This window comes from Myxococcus dinghuensis (assembly GCF_024198235.1).
GTDB lineage: Bacteria > Myxococcota > Myxococcia > Myxococcales > Myxococcaceae > Myxococcus > Myxococcus dinghuensis.
In genome coordinates this window covers 495,079-510,678 of the sequence record NZ_JAKCFB010000002.1, presented here as the reverse complement: position 1 = coordinate 510,678, position 15,600 = coordinate 495,079, and the positions used below count along the sequence as shown (strand labels likewise).

Genomic DNA, 15,600 nt, shown 5'->3' with positions numbered 1-15,600 from the left:
GGAGGACGCGGATGGACCTGGAACTGGGTGGCAGGGTGGTGCTGGTGACAGGGGGCTCGGACGGGCTGGGGTCGGCGCTGGCGCGGCGGCTCGTGCGGGAAGGGGCGAAGGTGGCCTTGTGCGCCCGGGGCGTCGAGCGCCTGGAGGCCACGGCGGCGGCGCTCCGGGAGGAAGGCGGCGACGTCCTCACGGTTCAAGCGGACGTCTCCAGGGCCTGGGAGGTGGAGCACTTCGTGGACGCCGCCCACGCGCGCTGGGGGCGGGTGGACGCGCTGGTGAACAACGCCGGCACCGCCTCGGCCCGGCCCTTCGCGTCCGTCTCCGACGCGGAGTGGGAGGCCGACCTCCAGCTCAAGCTGTTCGCCGCCGTGCGCGCGTCGCGGCACGCCCTGCCCCACCTGCGTGAGGCGGGCGGTGGCGCCATCGTCAACGTGCTCGCCATCGGCGCGAAGACGCCGGGGGCCCAGTCCACGCCCTCGTCGGTGTCGCGCGCGGCGGGCATGGCGCTCACCAAGGCGCTGTCGAAGGAGCTGGGCCCCCAGAACATCCGCGTGAACGCGGTGCTGGTGGGCATCATCGAGAGCGGCCAGTGGACGCGCCGCGCCCAGGAGTTGGGGAAGCCGGTGGAGGTGCTCCAGGCGGAGATGGCGCGCAACGCGGGCATCCCCCTGGGGCGCGTGGGCCGGGCGGAGGAGTTCGCCGACCTGGTGGCCTTCCTCGTGTCTCCTCGGGGTGCCTATGTCTCGGGGACCGCCATCAACGTGGACGGGGGCCTGTCCGCCGCCGTGTAGTGCCCCGCTGTCAGGGCGGTGACCCGCTCCCGTCCGGAGCGAGATGAGGAGGGGCCCCGTGTCCCTCCGGCGACCGCGGCTGCTGACCCGAGGTCCACCATCTCAATCCGCCACGTCCCCCTGGCTCGCGTCCCTCTCCGGGCGCGCCAGGGCCATTCCTGAGTTGGGTCATGCAGCCGAACCTGAATCGGCTCCTGCGGGCACTCGTCCGCGAGGGGCTCGAGGTGACCTATGACGGTCACCTCTACACCGTGCGCCTCCTGGGTGACGCGAATGCGCCACCCGCGGAGGTCCTCCTCCCACCGGACCTGCCCGTGGAGGGCAAGGCCTTCAAGCAGCTCGCCCACCTCGCCTCCCTGAAGCACCCGGGCGGCGGCCAGGTGCTGCGCGTGCGCGCCACCCCCGACTTCCACCCCGGTGACTCCGGTGTGGCCATCGGCTCGGTGCTGCACACGCGGGGCCTCGTCGTCCCCGGCGCCGTGGGCACCGACATCAACTGTGGCATGCGCCTGCACGTCGCCGACCTCGCGGTGGGGGACTTCCTGTCCCGTCGCGACGACTTCGTCGAGCGCATGAAGGGCCACTACTTCTTCGGCACGCGCGACGTGGCCATGTCCTCGCGTGCCTCGGAGGCGCTGCTGCGCGACGGCCTCCCGGGGTGGCTCGTGGAGACGCTGGACGCGCCGCTGGGCTGCGCGGGCCGCGCGGACCTGGGCCAGCTCGACGCGGAGCTGGGCCGGGTGCACCTGGGGGGCGCGCTGGCGGGACATCCCCGCTGGGCGCCGGACGCGCTCGTGCGCGAGGGCGTGGTGCGCGACGCGGGCCTGGCCACCGTGGGCGGCGGCAACCACTTCGTCGAGGTGCTGCGCGTGGAGGAGGTGAAGGACCGGGCGCGGGCCTGGCAATGGGGCGTGCGCGAGGGACAGCTCGCGTTCATGGTCCACTCCGGCAGCCGCGACGTGGGCAAGCACGTGGGCGTGGCGTGGCAGCAGAAGACCCGCGACGCCTGGCCCCAGGGCGTGCCGCGGCCGGACAGCGGCATCCTCCCGCTCGCGGACGAGGCGCTCGTGGCGGGGTACCTGGAGGCGGAGGCCACCGCGGCCAACTACGCGTTCCTCAACCGGCTGCTGCTGGCGGAGCTGCTGCGCCAGACGCTGCGCGAGCTGTTCGGGGACGTGGAGGCGCCGCTCGTCTACGACGTCCCCCACAACCTCACGCTGCCTCACGAGGACGGGTGGCTGGCGCGCAAGGGGGCATGCCCCGCCACGGCGGAGCAGCCCGTCATCATCCCCGGCTCCATGGGCGCCTCGTCCTTCCTCATGGTGGGGATGGGGGATGCGCGCTCCCTGGAGTCCGCTTCTCACGGGGCGGGGCGGGCCCGCTCGCGCTTCTCCCTGGCGCGGGAGGGCGCGGACCACAGCGAGGCGGCGCTGGGGCTCACCGGCGTGGACTGCATCAGCCTGCGGGCCGAGCGCCGCGTGGAGGAGGCCCCCGCGGCGTACAAGCCCATCCGCCCCGTGGTGGACTCCCAGGTGGAGGCGGGCATCGTCCAGGAGGTCGCCCGGCTCACGCCGTTGCTCACCTTCAAGGCGTGACGGCCGGGGAGGGCGGTCTCCGCGTCAATTCACTTGGCGTGGAGGCCGGCCTCCATGTGGAATGCGCGCCGATGGCGGGTGGGACTCGGGTCTTCCCGTCCTCGTCCACGCTTCACGGGAGAGGGGAACATGGAGAACAACTTCGGAGTACCACCGGGAGCGGGCCAGCCCGCGGGGCCGGGAACCCAGGCCAAGGAGGCCGTGTCGATTCCGGCCATCCTGCTGATGGTCACCTCCGCCCTGACGTTCCTCTACGCGCTGGTGTCGACCCTGCGTCCCATGGACCAGGCGTTGATGGACCAGTTCATGAGCAACCCGCAGTTGCGCGAGTTCGAGGGGACGTTCCAGTTCCTGTCCTCGGGCGCGGGGCGCTTCGCGGCGGCGGCGCCGATGCTCGTCCTCAACGCGCTCACCTTCGTGGGTGCGCTGAAGATGAAGTCCCTGCAGAGCTACGGGATGGCGATGACGGGTGCCATCGCCGCGCTCGTGCCGTGCTGCGGCCCCTGCTACTGCCTGGGCCTCCCCCTGGGCATCTGGGCGCTCGTGGTGCTCAGCAAGCCGGAGGTCAAGGCGCGCTTCACCTGAGCGTCGCCGCGCCGGCGGCGGGCTCCCATCGACTGGTGGGGGCCGGCCGCCGCTTCTGCATCCGCACGCAGGCCAACTGCACCTGCGGCGTCAGCGGCCGCCGGGCGGGGTGCAGCGGCACGTAGCCCCGGTGCCGGTAGAAGGCCTCCGCGTTGAGGCTGGCGTCCAGGCTGAGCAGGGGAATGGCGCCACCCCACGCGACGGACTCCAGCGCGGCCAGCAACTGGGAGCCCACGCCGGTGCCCACCACCTCCGGCAACACGTACAGGGCCTCCACCTCGCCGGCGCGCGAGTCCAACTGCCCGAACCCCACCAGCCGCCGCTCCCGCTCCGCGACCAGCACGGTGCGAGGCTTGTCCGGCTGCAGGTAGCCCTCCGGGCGCAGCAGCCGCACCCACGTCGTCAGCTCGTGGGGCGCGTAGGCGCCCTGGCAGAGCGTCCCCACCGCCTCGGTGTGGATGCGCCACAGGGCGCGCCGGTCCGAGTCCCGCGCCGGTCTGAGGTAGAGCCCCCCCAACCTCATGGCCGCCTCAGGTCACCTTCATGCCCTTGGGGATGACCACCACTCCCTCGGGCGTGACGTGGAAGCGCCGCTTGTCCTCCACCGAGTCATAGCCAATCGTCATCCCCGGCGGAATCTCCACGTTCTTGTCGATGATGGCCTTGCGGATGCGGCAGCGCCTGCCGATGGTGACGTTCTCGAAGAGGATGGAGGACTCCACCTCCGAATAGGAGTTCACCCGCACCTTCGGGGAGAGCACGGAGCGGTTCACGTGTCCTCCGGAGATGATGCACCCCTCCGCCACCAGCGAGTCCGTGGCGTGCCCCACGCGCTCGTTCTCCTTGTCCGCGAAGACGAACTTGGCCGGCGGGTAGTTGTTGGCCTGGGTGTGGATGGGCCAGCGGTCGTTGTAGAGGTTGAAGATGGGGTCCACCTCCACCAGCTCCATGTTGGACTGGTAGTAGACGTCGATGTTCCCCACGTCCCGCCAGTACCCGCGCTCCTTCGCCTCCTGCCCGGCGATCTCGTTCTGGGCGAAGTCGTAAACGTAGACGGGCGCGTTCTTGTACAGCTCGCTGATGATGGACTTGCCGAAGTCGTGCGCACTCGTCTCGTTGGCCGCGTCGCGCACCACCTCCTGCACCAGCACCTCCGTGGTGAACAGGTAGTTGCCCATGGAGGCCAGGCACATCTTCGGGTTGCCCGGCATGGGCGGCGGGTCGCGCGGCTTCTCCAGGAACTGGCGCATCCGCCCGTCCGGCCCCACGTCGATGATGCCGAACTCACGGCCCTGCTCGATGGGGACCGGAATCGCGGCCACCGTGCACGCGGCCTTCTTCTGCACGTGGAAGTCCAGCATCTGCCGCGTGTCCATCCGGTACACGTGGTCCGCGCCGAAGACGAAGATGAAGTCCGGCTCCTCGTCCGTGATGATGTTGAGGTTCTGGTAGATGGCGTCCGCGCTGCCCTTGTACCAGTCGACCCCGGTGCGCATCTGCGCCGGCACGCTCTCGACGTAGTGCCCCAGGAACGCCGTCATCCGCCAGGCGCGCGACAGGTGGTTGTTCAGCGAGTCGCTCTTGTACTGGGTGAGCACCTTCATCCGGTAGACGCCGGAGTTCGCGAAGTTGGAGAGGACGAAATCGATGATGCGGTAGCGCCCGCCGAACGGCACCGCGGGCTTGGCTCGTTCGCGAGTCAGTGGCTCCAGGCGCGTGCCCGCGCCTCCTGCCAGAATCATCGCCAGGACTTTGGACATAGGTGCGCCGGACGTTAGTCCTCCACCCGGGCACCACAAGCCCACCCGTGCCTGCTCGCACGCCTTCGTTGAGTGCACAACCGCCCCGACAGGACCCTTCCCGGAGCAGGGCGCGTCGGATGTGGGACATCGGCTCCCTCCATGGCCGGAAGGGGAGCGGGAAGCGCCGTTCCTGCTTGGGTTGCTTGGCTTCCGAAAAGGGGGTCGTGCTAGCCTCGTGGGGCGATGTCAGGCGACGAAACGCGCGTCACCAAGATTTCCACGCTCAACCTGCGCCCCGAGCGCAGCACCGAGTGCTGCCTGGTCCAGATTCACGGGCCCGAGCTGGGGAAGAAGTACCTGCTCGACGACTCCGAGCTGACCATCGGGCGGGACCAGCACAACCACATCGTGGTGGACCTGGACAACGTGTCCCGACGCCACGCCCGCGTGCTCGGACGGGGCGGGAAGATGCTCGTGGAGGACCTGGGCTCCACCAACGGCACCTACCTGAACGACCAGGAGGTGCTGCAGGCGCAGCCGCTGCGCAGCGGCGACCTCATCAAGGTCGGCGGCTCCATCTTCAAGTTCCTCGATGGCGACAACATCGAGACCCAGTACCACGAGACCATCTACACGCTGACCATCGCGGATGGTCTCACCGGCATCAACAACAAGCGCTTCTTCCTCGAGTACCTCGAGCGGGAGATGGGGCGCTCCAGCCGGTACCAGCGCACGCTGTCGCTGATGATGTTCGACATCGACCACTTCAAGCAGATCAACGACGTCCACGGCCACCTGGCCGGGGACTACGTGCTGCGGGAGCTGGCGCAGACCATCAAGCGGCTGGTGCGCCGCGAGCAGTGCTTCGCGCGCTACGGCGGCGAGGAGTTCGCCGTGGTCATGCCCGAGGACGGGCCGGACAAGGCGCGCCTGTTCGCGGAGAAGATCCGCAAGCTCATCGCGGAGAAGTCCTTCGTCTACGACGAGAAGGAGATTCCGGTGACCATCTCCCTCGGCGTGGCGGAGATGGCGGCGGACATGACGGAGCCCACCCACTTCATCAAGGTGGCGGACGCCAACCTGTACAAGGCGAAGAAGACCGGCCGCAATCGGGTGGTGGGCTAGTCATGGCGCAGACCGAAGCGGGGCCCTCGGCGCTGGCGCGGCTGGTGCTCGTGCTGCTCGGCCTGGGCTTCCTCGGCGCCGCCTGGGTGTGGGGCCACCGCTCGGAGCCGTGGGCCGGGCAGATGGTGGAGCGCGCCCGTCAGACGGTGGGGCGCTAGTCCGCGGAGGGGCGGAAGGAAGAAGACCTCCCGCCCGACTCCACGCCGGACGTCAGGTCCCCTCGCGCAGGTCGCCCAGCCGGCCCTTGGTACCCGGCAGGCTCCCCGGCGGCAGCTTCCCGTAGATGTGCTTCACGGTGTCCGCGAGCGTCTCCTGCGCGTCGCGCGCGCGGAAGCCCAGCTCCGCCTCGGCCTTGGAGGCGTCGAGCCAGAAGTAGTGCTCGCCGATCTCCACCTCCTGCGGATCCAACGGCGGGGGCGTGCCGCGCGCCTTCGCCCAGCGCTCCAGCAGCTTGCCGCCCAGGATGTTCACCTGCGCGGGCAGGCGCAGCCTCGGCGCGCTCACGCCGGTGAGGCGCTCCAGCCGGTGGAAGAACTCCGTCATCGTCATGTTCAGGCCGAGCAGGTGGCGGCCGTACAGCTCGCCCCGCGTCAGCGCCTGGACGAACGCCTCCGCCGCGTCGCGCACGTCGACGAAGGACATGCCGCCACCCGGCATGGCCGGAATCTCGCGGTTGAGGAACTTCACCACCGTCCACGTGGAGGACAGCCGGTCGTCGCCCGGGCCCATCAGCAGGCTGGGGTTGAGCACGACCAGGGGGATGGCGTGCTTGCGGCAGTACTCCAGCGCCAGCTTCTCCTCGTAGATCTTCGACAGGTAGTACGGCCAGCGCGCCACCACCGTCAGCGGGTAGTCCGCCGTCTCGTCGAGCACGGCCTCCTCCTTGGACACCGCGATGGTGCCGGAGGTGGAGGCCAGCACCACGCGCTGGAGGCCCGCCTCGCGCACGTCGCGCAGGAGCTCCCGCGTGCTGTCCACGTGCAGCTCGAACATCTTCCGCGCGTCCTTCGGCTGGAAGGAGACGAGCCCCGCGAGGTGGTAGAGGCCGTCCACGCCGTCCAGCGCGCGGCGCACCGCGTCCCGGTCCTTCAGGTCGCCCGCGACGTACTCCGTGCCCGCGTAGGCGGCGCCCGTGGGCTTGGAGCGGCCGATGAGCCGCACCGTGTGGCCCGCCGCCACCAGCCTGGGCACCAGGTGCGCGCCCAGGAACCCCGTCCCTCCCGTCACCAAGAGCTTCACTGGTCCTTCCCTCCCGTGACGGCGCGGACACGCGCGGGCGCCGGCTCCGCGCTCGCGTCCACCGTCGTCGTGGCCAGCGCGTCCAGGTTCAACACGCGGCCGTCGCGCAGCTCGCGCACCGCGTCCTCGGCGATGCGCGTGGCGTAGCGGTAGCTCTCCGAGCGAGACATGCCCTGCGTGCGCGCGCGCAGCGCGTCGTGCCCCAGCGCCGGCCCGATGCTCACCTTCAGGTCCTTCGCCTTGGGGAACACGCTCCCCTTGGGCAGCGCCTCGTAGGTGCCGTGGATGTACAGCGGCAGCACGTCCACGCGGAAGGTGAGCGCCAGGTAGCCCAGCGTGTTCTTGAACTCCAACAGCTCCCCCGTCACCGAGCGCGTGCCCTCCGGGAAGATGAGCACGTTGAAGCCCTGGCGCAGGGCCTCGCCCGCCAGCCGCAGCGACTCGCGCAGCGACCCGTGCCGCTCGATGGGGATCAGGTTGGTGAAGTTCTCGAACCACGCGCGCTTGAGCGGCGTGTCGAAGAAGTAGTCGCGCGCGGCCAGCGAGACGATCTTCTCTCCCTGCTCCTCCAGCGCCACGCGCACCAGGCCCGCGTCCAGGTGGCTGGCGTGGTTGGCGATGACCAGGAAGTTGCGGTTCTGCGGCACGAAGCTGCGGCCCGTCACCTTCACGTCGAACACGCCGCCGTAGAGCACCTTCTGGCCGAAGGCCATGAGCTGCCGGCCCACGTCCGCCACGACGTCCGGCACCGGAATCTCCACCTCCTCCGCCTTCGCGTTCTCCTTGAGGATGTCCTTGGCCCGCGTCTCCGCGGAGGGCCTCCGGCCGGAGGCCACCACCACCTTGCGCAGGTCCTCCACCGTCTGCACCTGCGTCAGGTCCTCGATGGCCGGCAGCGGCACGCCCGCGCCCTCGAGCGCGCTCGACAGCTCCGTGAGCATCAGCGAGTCGAAGCCCAGGTCCCCGGTGAGGTGCGCGTCCGGCCGCACGTCCGCGAGGGAGCGGTGGCACACCTCGGCGATGAGCGGATAGAGCCACTCCGCCGCGCCGCCCGTGCCCGGCGCGAGCACCTTCTCGCGCGCCTTGGTGGCGCTCTGGGCCATGCGCTCCAGCCGCTGCAGCTCCTCCACCACCAGCTTGCGCTTCACCTTGCGCGTCGACGTCCGCGGCAGCTCGCCGTCCCAGAAGCGCAGCACCTTCATGCGCCGGTAGAAGGGCATGCCCGCGCCCACCTTGCGGAAGTGCTCCTCCAGTTCGCGGCGCACCTCCTCGCGCGGCCGGTCGCCGTAGTCGGGCACGCACAGGCACGCGACCTTCTCGCCACCCGCCTCGTCCGGCAGGCCGACGATGGACAGCTCCTTGACGTGCGTGTGCTCCTGGTAGAGCTCCTCGAGCTCGTCCGGGTAGATGTTCTTCCCGTTGTGGTCGATGATGACGTCCTTGGCGCGGCCCACCAGGTACAGCCGGCCCTCCGCGTCCAGACGCCCCAGGTCGCCGGTGTACAGCCAGCCTTCCTTGAGCACCGCGTCCGTCGCCTCGCGGTCCCCGAAGTAGCCCGCCATGACGTTGGGGCCCTTGGCCAGCACCTCGCCGATGCCGTCGTTGTCCGGCTGGAGGATGCGCACCTCGATGCCCGTCAGCGGCTTGCCCACCGAGCCCGGCGTGCGCTTGTTGCCCGGCTCCGCCACCGCCAGCACCGGCGCGGCCTCCGTCAGGCCGTAGCCCTCCGTGATGTTGAAGCCCAGCTCGTGGAAGGCCTTGTGGACCTCTTCCGGCAGCGCGGAGCCACCCGACACGAGCACCTTGATGCGACCGCCGAACTTGCGGTGCACCGGCCAGAACAGGAGCTTGCCCAGGTTGACGTTGGCGCGGCTGCGCAGCTCGCCGTGCGTGGCCATCATCGCCTTGATGGCCTGCTCCACCAGCGGCGGCTTGCTGGCGAACTCCTGCGTCATCTTCCGGTGCAGGAGCTGCCACAGCGCGGGCACGCCGATCATCGCGGTGATGCGGCCCGTCTCGAACACCTCGCCCAGCCGGTCCGACGTCAGCTCGTCGATGTACGTGATTTCAGCGCCGCGGGAGAACGGCGTGAGGAAGCCCGCGGAGAACTCGAAGGTGTGGTGCAGGGGCAGCACGGACAGCACGCCGTCACCCACGCCCACGTCGAACACGCCGGCCAGCTTCGCCACCAGCGAGGCGAAGTTGCGGTGGGTGAGCATGACGCCCTTGGGCGTGCCCGTCGTCCCCGACGTGAAGATGAGGCTGGCGATGTCGTCCGGCGACGCGGACTTGCGCACCGGCCCGATGCGGTCCGGGTACGCCGGGTCGCCCGTCATCGCCTGCGCGAGGCTGGCGATGACCACGCCCTCGCCCAGCGCGTCGAACAGGCCGGGGAAGTCCCGGGCCGCGTCCTCGGACATCAGGCACGCGCGCGCCTGGGAGCGCCGGGCGATGTTGAGCACCTCGGCCTCGGAGAGGCCCGGGTCCACCGGCACCATCGTGGCGCCCGCGCGCAGGATGCCGAAGAAGGACGTGGACCACTCGGGCCGGTTCTCCGACACCAGCAGCACCCGGTCCCCCGGCTTCACGCCGGAGAGCGTCAGGAAGCTGCCCACCCGGGCCGCGTAGCGGTGCACCTCGCCGAAGGTGAAGCGCTCCTCCTTCTCGCCGGCCACCATCCGGAAGGCCACCCGGTGGCGGTATGCGTGCACCACCGCCTCGAACATCTCCAGCAGGTCTCGGTGCGCGGGGATGACGGTGCGCTTCTCGCGCTCCTCCTCCAGGCCCGGGAACACCCACTTCTCCAGGCCCGGCAGGTGCGTCTCCATGAAGTACGCGCGCCAGTCGATGTGCTCCGGGTCCCACGGAATCTTCAGCCGGTCCCCGTGCGCCATGCGCGTGTAGACCGAGCGCGTGTTGTCGCAGCGGAAGACGTACCGGTTCTCGTAGAGGAAGGGGAGGAACAGGTCCGTCATCGCGATGAGGCCGGCGTTGTTGTCCTCGACCTCGTCGAGCGACACCTTGGCCTTGTCCAGCATCGCCTGCACGGACGGCGCGCCCCACGCGGGGCGCACCTCGTCGATGGCCTTCTTCAGGAAGCGGGCGCCCCGGACCAGCATGGGCGCGCTGAACAGCTCGAACTCGCGCTTGCTGACCGGCTGCGGCTCCAGCCGCGAGCGCAGCGAGTTGAGCAGCTTGTTGCCCGACTCCTTGTTCCGGTAGAAGCGCCGCCGGTACAGGCCCACCAGCTCCACGGAGCGGCTGGCGTAGAACGGGTTCACGTCACCCGACGCCAGCTGGTACACGCGCCGCTCCTCCACGTCGATGGAGTGCGCGGTGATGCCGATGGTGGCGCCCGCCACCTGGTCCACCGGGATGATGTCCAGGATGGTGCTGTCGCCCGCGGGGATGCCGCCGGGGCCCTTGATGCCGGCGAACGCCAGCGGCGCGGAGGTGGTGAAGCCCTCGTTCCAACCGGGGAACGGGTAGTGCCTCGCGCTCTCCACGATGGAGGGCCGCACGATGGCGTAGCGCAGCCCCGGCGTGCCGGCGATGACCTGCTCGCCCAGGGACTTGGTGTACGTGTACGTGTTGGGCCAGCCCCAGTGCGCCGCGCGCTCCATGCCCGCGCGCACCAGCTCGCCGCTCAGCCACAGCTTGCGCTCGCGGCCCACCGCCAGCCGCAGCGTCTTCTCGTCGTTGACGTCGCGGCCCTCCTCCGCCAGCCGGTCCAGCGCCTTCTTGCGGAAGGTGGACGTCAGGGCCCGGTCGTCGGCCTGCTCGCGCAGCCGCGCGACGATGCGCTCGGCGTCCTTCAGCTCCTGCTCCAGGCTGAAGTCGCGCCCGTCCAGCTCGTCCTTGCGCGGGAAGTAGCCGCGCACCTCCTCGTCCTCGAAGACGAGCCCGTTGCGGTTGCCCGCCACGAAGGACGTGGACATGTGGATGAGGGGCACGCCCCAGCGCAGCGCCAGCTCCACCGCGTACTTCACGCCGTGGGTGTTGACGTTGAGGCCCACCTCCAGCGACGGGTTGAAGGACACCAGGCCCGCGCAGTTGACGAACGCGTGCACCTTCCCGGTGAGCTCCGCCACCCGGGCCTCGTCCAGGCCCACCCACGGGTCGGTGATGTCGCCGTCGAGCACCTCGCACTTCGCGCGCAGGAACTCCAGCGCGCCCTCGTCGCCGTAGGTGTCGCGCAGCGGCTGGAAGGGCTCGCTCGTCGCCACCTTGTCGAAGAAGCGGCGCTCGGCGGAGGCCGCGCTGCCCTTGCGCACGAGCACGTAGACGCGCTCCAGCTCCTGCCCGTAGCGGTGCAGCAGCATGGACAGCGTCACCTTGCCCACGAAGCCCGTGGCGCCGGCGAACAACAGGCGCTTGCCGGTGAAGACTCGGGAGACGTCCAGCTCGGGGAGGGGTGCCATGGGCGTCCTCACTTCACGTCCACCATCACCGTGGGGGCGATGCGCAGGAGGCTGATGGTCGCCGAGCGGCCCATGAAGCCGCGCGCCTCCTCGATGGCCTCCGTCAGCGTGTCCGTGCGGTCCCAGCCCAGGAGCGCCGGGACGTGGTTGTTCTCCGCGCCCGCGACGATGACCTTGCCCACGTGCTGGCGGCCGTTCTCGCCCCAGTACCACATGTAGAAGGGGTGCACGCCGTGGTAGGCGTTGCCCTTGCGGTACAGGTGCACGTAGCTGGGGTTCTCCGCGAACTCCTTCTCGTACTTGTGCTCCAGCTTCATGGAGTCGCGCGTCTCCGGCAAGAGCCGGTGGAAGAACTCGATGTAGCTGGGGTGGTGCTCCGGGTCGAACTCGTCGTAGGCCGGGTGCAGCAGGATGAGGCAGCCGCCCTTCTTCACCAGCGGCACGCCGCGGTTGAGGTTGAAGAAGTAGCCCAGCCCCATCACCTGCACGAGCAGCGGGTTGAGGATGGAGTTGACGCTGTACGGGGAGATGAAGGGGATGGGGAAGATGACGATGTCGCTCTGCCCCTCCACCGGCACCACGTACTGCTTCCAGCTGGTCTCCAGCGTCTTCTGGTGCGCGGGCTCCGTGGCCCCGGCGTACACGCCCGTCACGTCGTACGGGGCGGGGATGGCGTTGAGCACCTTGCGCGCCGCCGCGCGCGGCATCTTCGACAGCGCGTAGCGCATGGCCTGGAACTTCAGCCGGTCCGCCTCCGTGTAGTCCTCCTCCTTCTTGGCGAGGAAGTCCACGGGCGCGCCGAACATGCGGTTGTTCAGCGTGGTCTCGATGTGGAAGACCTTCAGGTGCTTGTCGATGTTGCGGCCGATGCGCTCGTTGCTGCGGTAGAGCGCGCTCGCCTTGGGCTCCATGTAGCTGTCCGATTCCCGGATGGTCTTCGGATTGTGGTGGTGCCGCAGCGAGGCGTAGTTGGACACGCCGGTGCCCATGGACTTGTGCCCGCCGTTCATGGGCACGAAGTTCACGTTCACGTAGATGATGAGGTCGCTCTCCGCGACGCGCCGGTTGACCGACACCTCCTCGCCGTGGGACGTGCGCTCCAGGGCGACGATGCCGTCCGGATCCTCCGCGTCGTGGTTGTAGTAGCGGTCCGGGTAGTACGCGTCGAAGATCTTCGTGCCCACCATCCGCCGCATCTCCGCTTCCGTCATGCGGCGGTGCAGGGCGTTGGCGATGACCAGGTGGACGTCGTCCACGCCGCTGTCGGCGGCCAGCTCCAGCACCACCTCCAGGATGGACTGGCGCACGTCCGGCGTCACCATGGGCGGCAGCGGCACGCTGATGTCGTCGATGACGCATGTCAGGCGCATGCCCGGCTTGAGCAGCGCGTGCAGCGGGTCCATGCCCTCCGGGTGGTTGATGGCCCAGCGGATGGCGGCCTTGACGTTGGGCACGCCCGCCAGGGGCGGGCGGGGGAAGATGACCCGGGTACCCACGGGCAGGTCTTCCTGCAGGAAGCCCTCACCGTAGAACAGCGCGCGCGGCGGGCTGCCCTTCTCGGTGATGACGACCTGGCTTTCCTCGTCGTACAGCTTCTGGAGCGTCTTGAACGGGCGCATGGGGGAGCGGTGCTGCCTTACTTGAGGTCGAGGATGGGCCAGTTGTAGGCGCGCGCGATGGAGCGCAGCCGCAGGTCCGGGTTCACCGCGGTGGGTCGGCCGACCACCGCGAGCATGGCGTAGTCGGAGGCGCTGTCGGAGTACCCGTGGCACTTGTCCAGGGTCAGCCCCTCCTTGGTGCAGTAGGCGCGGATGGCGTTGGCCTTGTTCGCGCCCTCGATGATGGGCGGAATCACCTTGCCGGTGGCCTTGCCCCCCACGAACTGCATCTTGTTGGCGATCAGGTCGTCACAGCCCAGGTGGCGGGCCAGCGGGCGCATGGTGAAGTCCAGCGCTCCGGTGACGAGCACCACCTTGCAACCGCTGCGGCGCGCCTGGTCGATGAGGTCCTGGGACTGCTCGAAGAGCGCCGGCTTCAGCACGTCCTCGAACATGTCCTCCGCGATGGTGACGAGGCGGTCCTCGCTCAACCCCGCGTAATACCGGTAGAAGAACTCGTTGAAGGTCTTGCGGTCCAACGTGTCCATGGCGCCGAAGAGCGGCACGCTCAAGGCGGTGCTGAGGGTGCGCCCCGCGATGCCCAGCACGGAGCCGCGGTTCATCGCGTAGTACGCGTAGACGTGGACGACGTTCGTCTTCACGAGCGTCCCGTCGACATCGAAAAAGGCGGCTTTCGAGGGCATGTGGCAGCGGGCTTCCTGACACTCCAGGGGGGGTGAGGTCAACGACACTGGGACGGGGGAGCACCTCCCCCACCCCTGCTAGCACGGCTAGAGCCAGCCTTGCTGGCGGTACCACTCCGCGCTCCGCCGGATGGAGTCCTCCAAATCCCTCCGGGGGTGAAACCCGAGCAGCCGCTCGGCCTTGGCGCTGGAGCACGTCCAGGCCGGGGCGAGCAGCTGCCGCGCCAGCTTCCGGTTCAGGGGCAGCTTGCGCCCCGTCACGCGGGAGACGCCGTCCGCCGCGGACGCCAGGGCGGTGAGCACCCGGGGGCTCAGGCGCACCGTGCGGGGCTTCAGGCCCAGGGCCTTCGCGCCCAGGTCCTGCACCGCCTCCAGCGACAGGGGGCCGCCGGGACCGGCGCAGAAGAAGGCCTCGCCCACCGCGGCGGGGTGCTCGGCCTGGAGGATGAGCGCGTCCACCACGTCCTCCACGTCCACCATGGTGAGCGGCCGGGGGCCACCCACCAGCTCCAGCCGGATGCCCTTCTGGACCAGCTTGAAGAACGTGAGGTTCTCCCGGTCGCCGGGGCCGAGGATGCGCGGCGGGCGGGACACCGTCACCGGCAGCCGGTCCTTGTAGGAGAAGGCGATGCGCTCGGCCTCCGCCTTGCTCTCGCCGTACCACTCGTGCGGCGCGAAGGCGTCCTCCTCGACGTGGGGCCGGGTGGGGGATGAGGGCCCCATGGCCGCCAGCGAGCCCACCAGGACCAGGCGCGGGCGCTGGCCGGTGGCCACCATGGCGTCGCACAGCAGGCGGGTGCCCTCCGCGTTGACGCGCATGAAGTCGTCCCGTGTCGCGCCGCGGCGAACCCCCGCCAGGTGGAAGACGACCTCCTGGCCCGCGACCGCCGGGGCCAGCGAGGCCGCGTCCGTCACGTCCCCCTCCACGCGGACGTGGGGGACGTCCTTCAGCCCCGAGGCGTCGGAGCCTCGGCGGAGGAGACACGTCACGGTGTCGCCGCGCGCGGCGAGGGCGCGGGCCAGCCAGATTCCCAGGAAGCCACCTGCTCCGGTGATGAGGGCTCTCATGAAGGCGTTTCATCCGAAAAAGTACACCTCGTCCGCAAGAGGAATCCCCCGGTCCCGGCCAGGACGTGTTCGGGCGGGCCTCCCCGGCGGGTGGGCCGGATTTAGGCTCCGCGAGGCGTCCTCCGAGGGAGAAATGGCCCCGGCGGGGCGCAACCCCGGGCCTCGGAGGCGTCCCGACGGGGCTTCTCCCCGAGGGGACGGGCGCTGCGGAGGCTGTTTTTCGGGCATGAAACGCGTTGCGTAGGGCGTTTCCCGAGGGAAAATCGCAGGAGAGGGCTGTTTTTCGGGCTTGGGCGTGCTACCTACGCCCCACCGGCACTGGCTCTCATCCAAGCAAGGCCGAACAACGTCCCCTTCGGAGGGGAGGAGACTCAAGACGAATGGCCGCCAAGAAAGCTGCTGCGAAGAAGGCTCCCGCCGCGAAGAAGTCGTCTGCTGGCGCGAAGCGCAAGCCGAACGCGTCGTTCATGAAGGAGATGACTCCTTCCGCCGCGCTCGCTGAGATCGTCGGTTCCAAGCCGCTGCCTCGCACCGAGGTGGTCAAGAAGCTCTGGGCCTACATCAAGAAGCAGGGCCTGCAGGACGCGAAGAACAAGCGGCAGATCAACGCCGACGACAAGCTCAAGCCCATCTTCGGTGGCAAGAAGAACGTCACCATGTTCGAGATGACCGCGCTGGTGAACAAGCAGCTGAGCTGAGACGTCCGCCGCCGGGCACGCCTGGCCGGCACAC

Annotated in this window: 13 protein-coding genes; 6 read left to right on the top strand and 7 right to left on the bottom strand. The window is 69.7% G+C overall.

The annotated features are described in order from the left end of the window. The first annotated feature begins 11 nt into the window (after positions 1-11). From LZ198_RS04705 to LZ198_RS04695, 3 genes are all read left to right on the top strand, one after another. On the top strand, positions 12-791 hold the full coding sequence (locus LZ198_RS04705; protein WP_253970654.1) for an SDR family NAD(P)-dependent oxidoreductase: 780 nt from the start codon (positions 12-14) through the stop codon (positions 789-791). Between the two features lie 170 nt (positions 792-961). After that, positions 962-2,386 (top strand): RtcB family protein, encoded by a 1,425-nt coding sequence (locus tag LZ198_RS04700; protein WP_253970653.1) that lies wholly within the window; start codon positions 962-964, stop codon positions 2,384-2,386. A 129-nt stretch (positions 2,387-2,515) separates the two neighbouring features. Beyond that, positions 2,516-2,971 carry a hypothetical protein gene (locus LZ198_RS04695; protein WP_253970652.1) on the top strand — a complete coding sequence of 152 codons (456 nt, stop codon included), beginning with the start codon at positions 2,516-2,518 and terminating at the stop codon, positions 2,969-2,971. On the opposite strand, the gene LZ198_RS04690 is transcribed toward LZ198_RS04695, so the two are convergent. Further along, positions 2,964-3,494: a GNAT family N-acetyltransferase gene (locus tag LZ198_RS04690; protein ID WP_253970651.1), complete on the bottom strand. Its 531-nt coding sequence runs from the start codon at positions 3,492-3,494 to the stop codon at positions 2,964-2,966. The genes LZ198_RS04695 and LZ198_RS04690 overlap by 8 nt on opposite strands. 7 nt (positions 3,495-3,501) lie before the next feature. Then, positions 3,502-4,731 carry a glucose-1-phosphate adenylyltransferase gene (glgC, locus tag LZ198_RS04685; RefSeq protein WP_253970650.1) on the bottom strand — a complete coding sequence of 410 codons (1,230 nt, stop codon included), beginning with the start codon at positions 4,729-4,731 and terminating at the stop codon, positions 3,502-3,504. A gap of 225 nt (positions 4,732-4,956) precedes the next feature. Between glgC and LZ198_RS04680 the strand changes: the two genes are divergently transcribed. Next, complete coding sequence (locus LZ198_RS04680) at positions 4,957-5,838, top strand: diguanylate cyclase (RefSeq protein ID WP_253970649.1); 882 nt, start codon at positions 4,957-4,959, stop codon at positions 5,836-5,838. 2 nt (positions 5,839-5,840) lie between these two features. Next, positions 5,841-5,996, top strand: a complete 156-nt coding sequence (locus LZ198_RS04675) for a hypothetical protein (RefSeq protein ID WP_253970648.1) — start codon at positions 5,841-5,843, stop codon at positions 5,994-5,996. 52 nt (positions 5,997-6,048) lie between these two features. Here LZ198_RS04675 and LZ198_RS04670 read toward each other — a convergent pair whose 3' ends face one another. From LZ198_RS04670 to LZ198_RS04650, 5 genes are all read right to left on the bottom strand, one after another. Continuing rightward, on the bottom strand, positions 6,049-7,077 hold the full coding sequence (locus LZ198_RS04670; RefSeq protein ID WP_253970647.1) for an NAD-dependent epimerase/dehydratase family protein: 1,029 nt from the start codon (positions 7,075-7,077) through the stop codon (positions 6,049-6,051). Beyond that, positions 7,074-11,498, bottom strand: a complete 4,425-nt coding sequence (locus tag LZ198_RS04665) for an AMP-binding protein (RefSeq protein WP_253970646.1) — start codon at positions 11,496-11,498, stop codon at positions 7,074-7,076. The genes LZ198_RS04670 and LZ198_RS04665 overlap by 4 nt, the downstream gene beginning before the upstream one ends. Positions 11,499-11,506: 8 nt before the next feature. After that, positions 11,507-13,117, bottom strand: coding sequence for a lactate racemase domain-containing protein (locus LZ198_RS04660; RefSeq protein ID WP_253970645.1), 1,611 nt, complete (start codon positions 13,115-13,117; stop codon positions 11,507-11,509). Between the two features lie 17 nt (positions 13,118-13,134). Continuing rightward, entirely contained in the window at positions 13,135-13,800 is a 666-nt protein-coding gene (locus LZ198_RS04655; protein ID WP_234066684.1) for an HAD family hydrolase, read from the bottom strand. An 87-nt stretch (positions 13,801-13,887) separates the two neighbouring features. Then, positions 13,888-14,868: an NAD-dependent epimerase/dehydratase family protein gene (locus LZ198_RS04650; protein ID WP_253970644.1), complete on the bottom strand. Its 981-nt coding sequence runs from the start codon at positions 14,866-14,868 to the stop codon at positions 13,888-13,890. A gap of 380 nt (positions 14,869-15,248) precedes the next feature. On the opposite strand from LZ198_RS04650, the gene LZ198_RS04645 reads away from it, so the two are divergent. Further along, entirely contained in the window at positions 15,249-15,566 is a 318-nt protein-coding gene (locus tag LZ198_RS04645; RefSeq protein ID WP_253970643.1) for an SWIB/MDM2 domain-containing protein, read from the top strand. Positions 15,567-15,600: the final 34 nt, after the last annotated feature.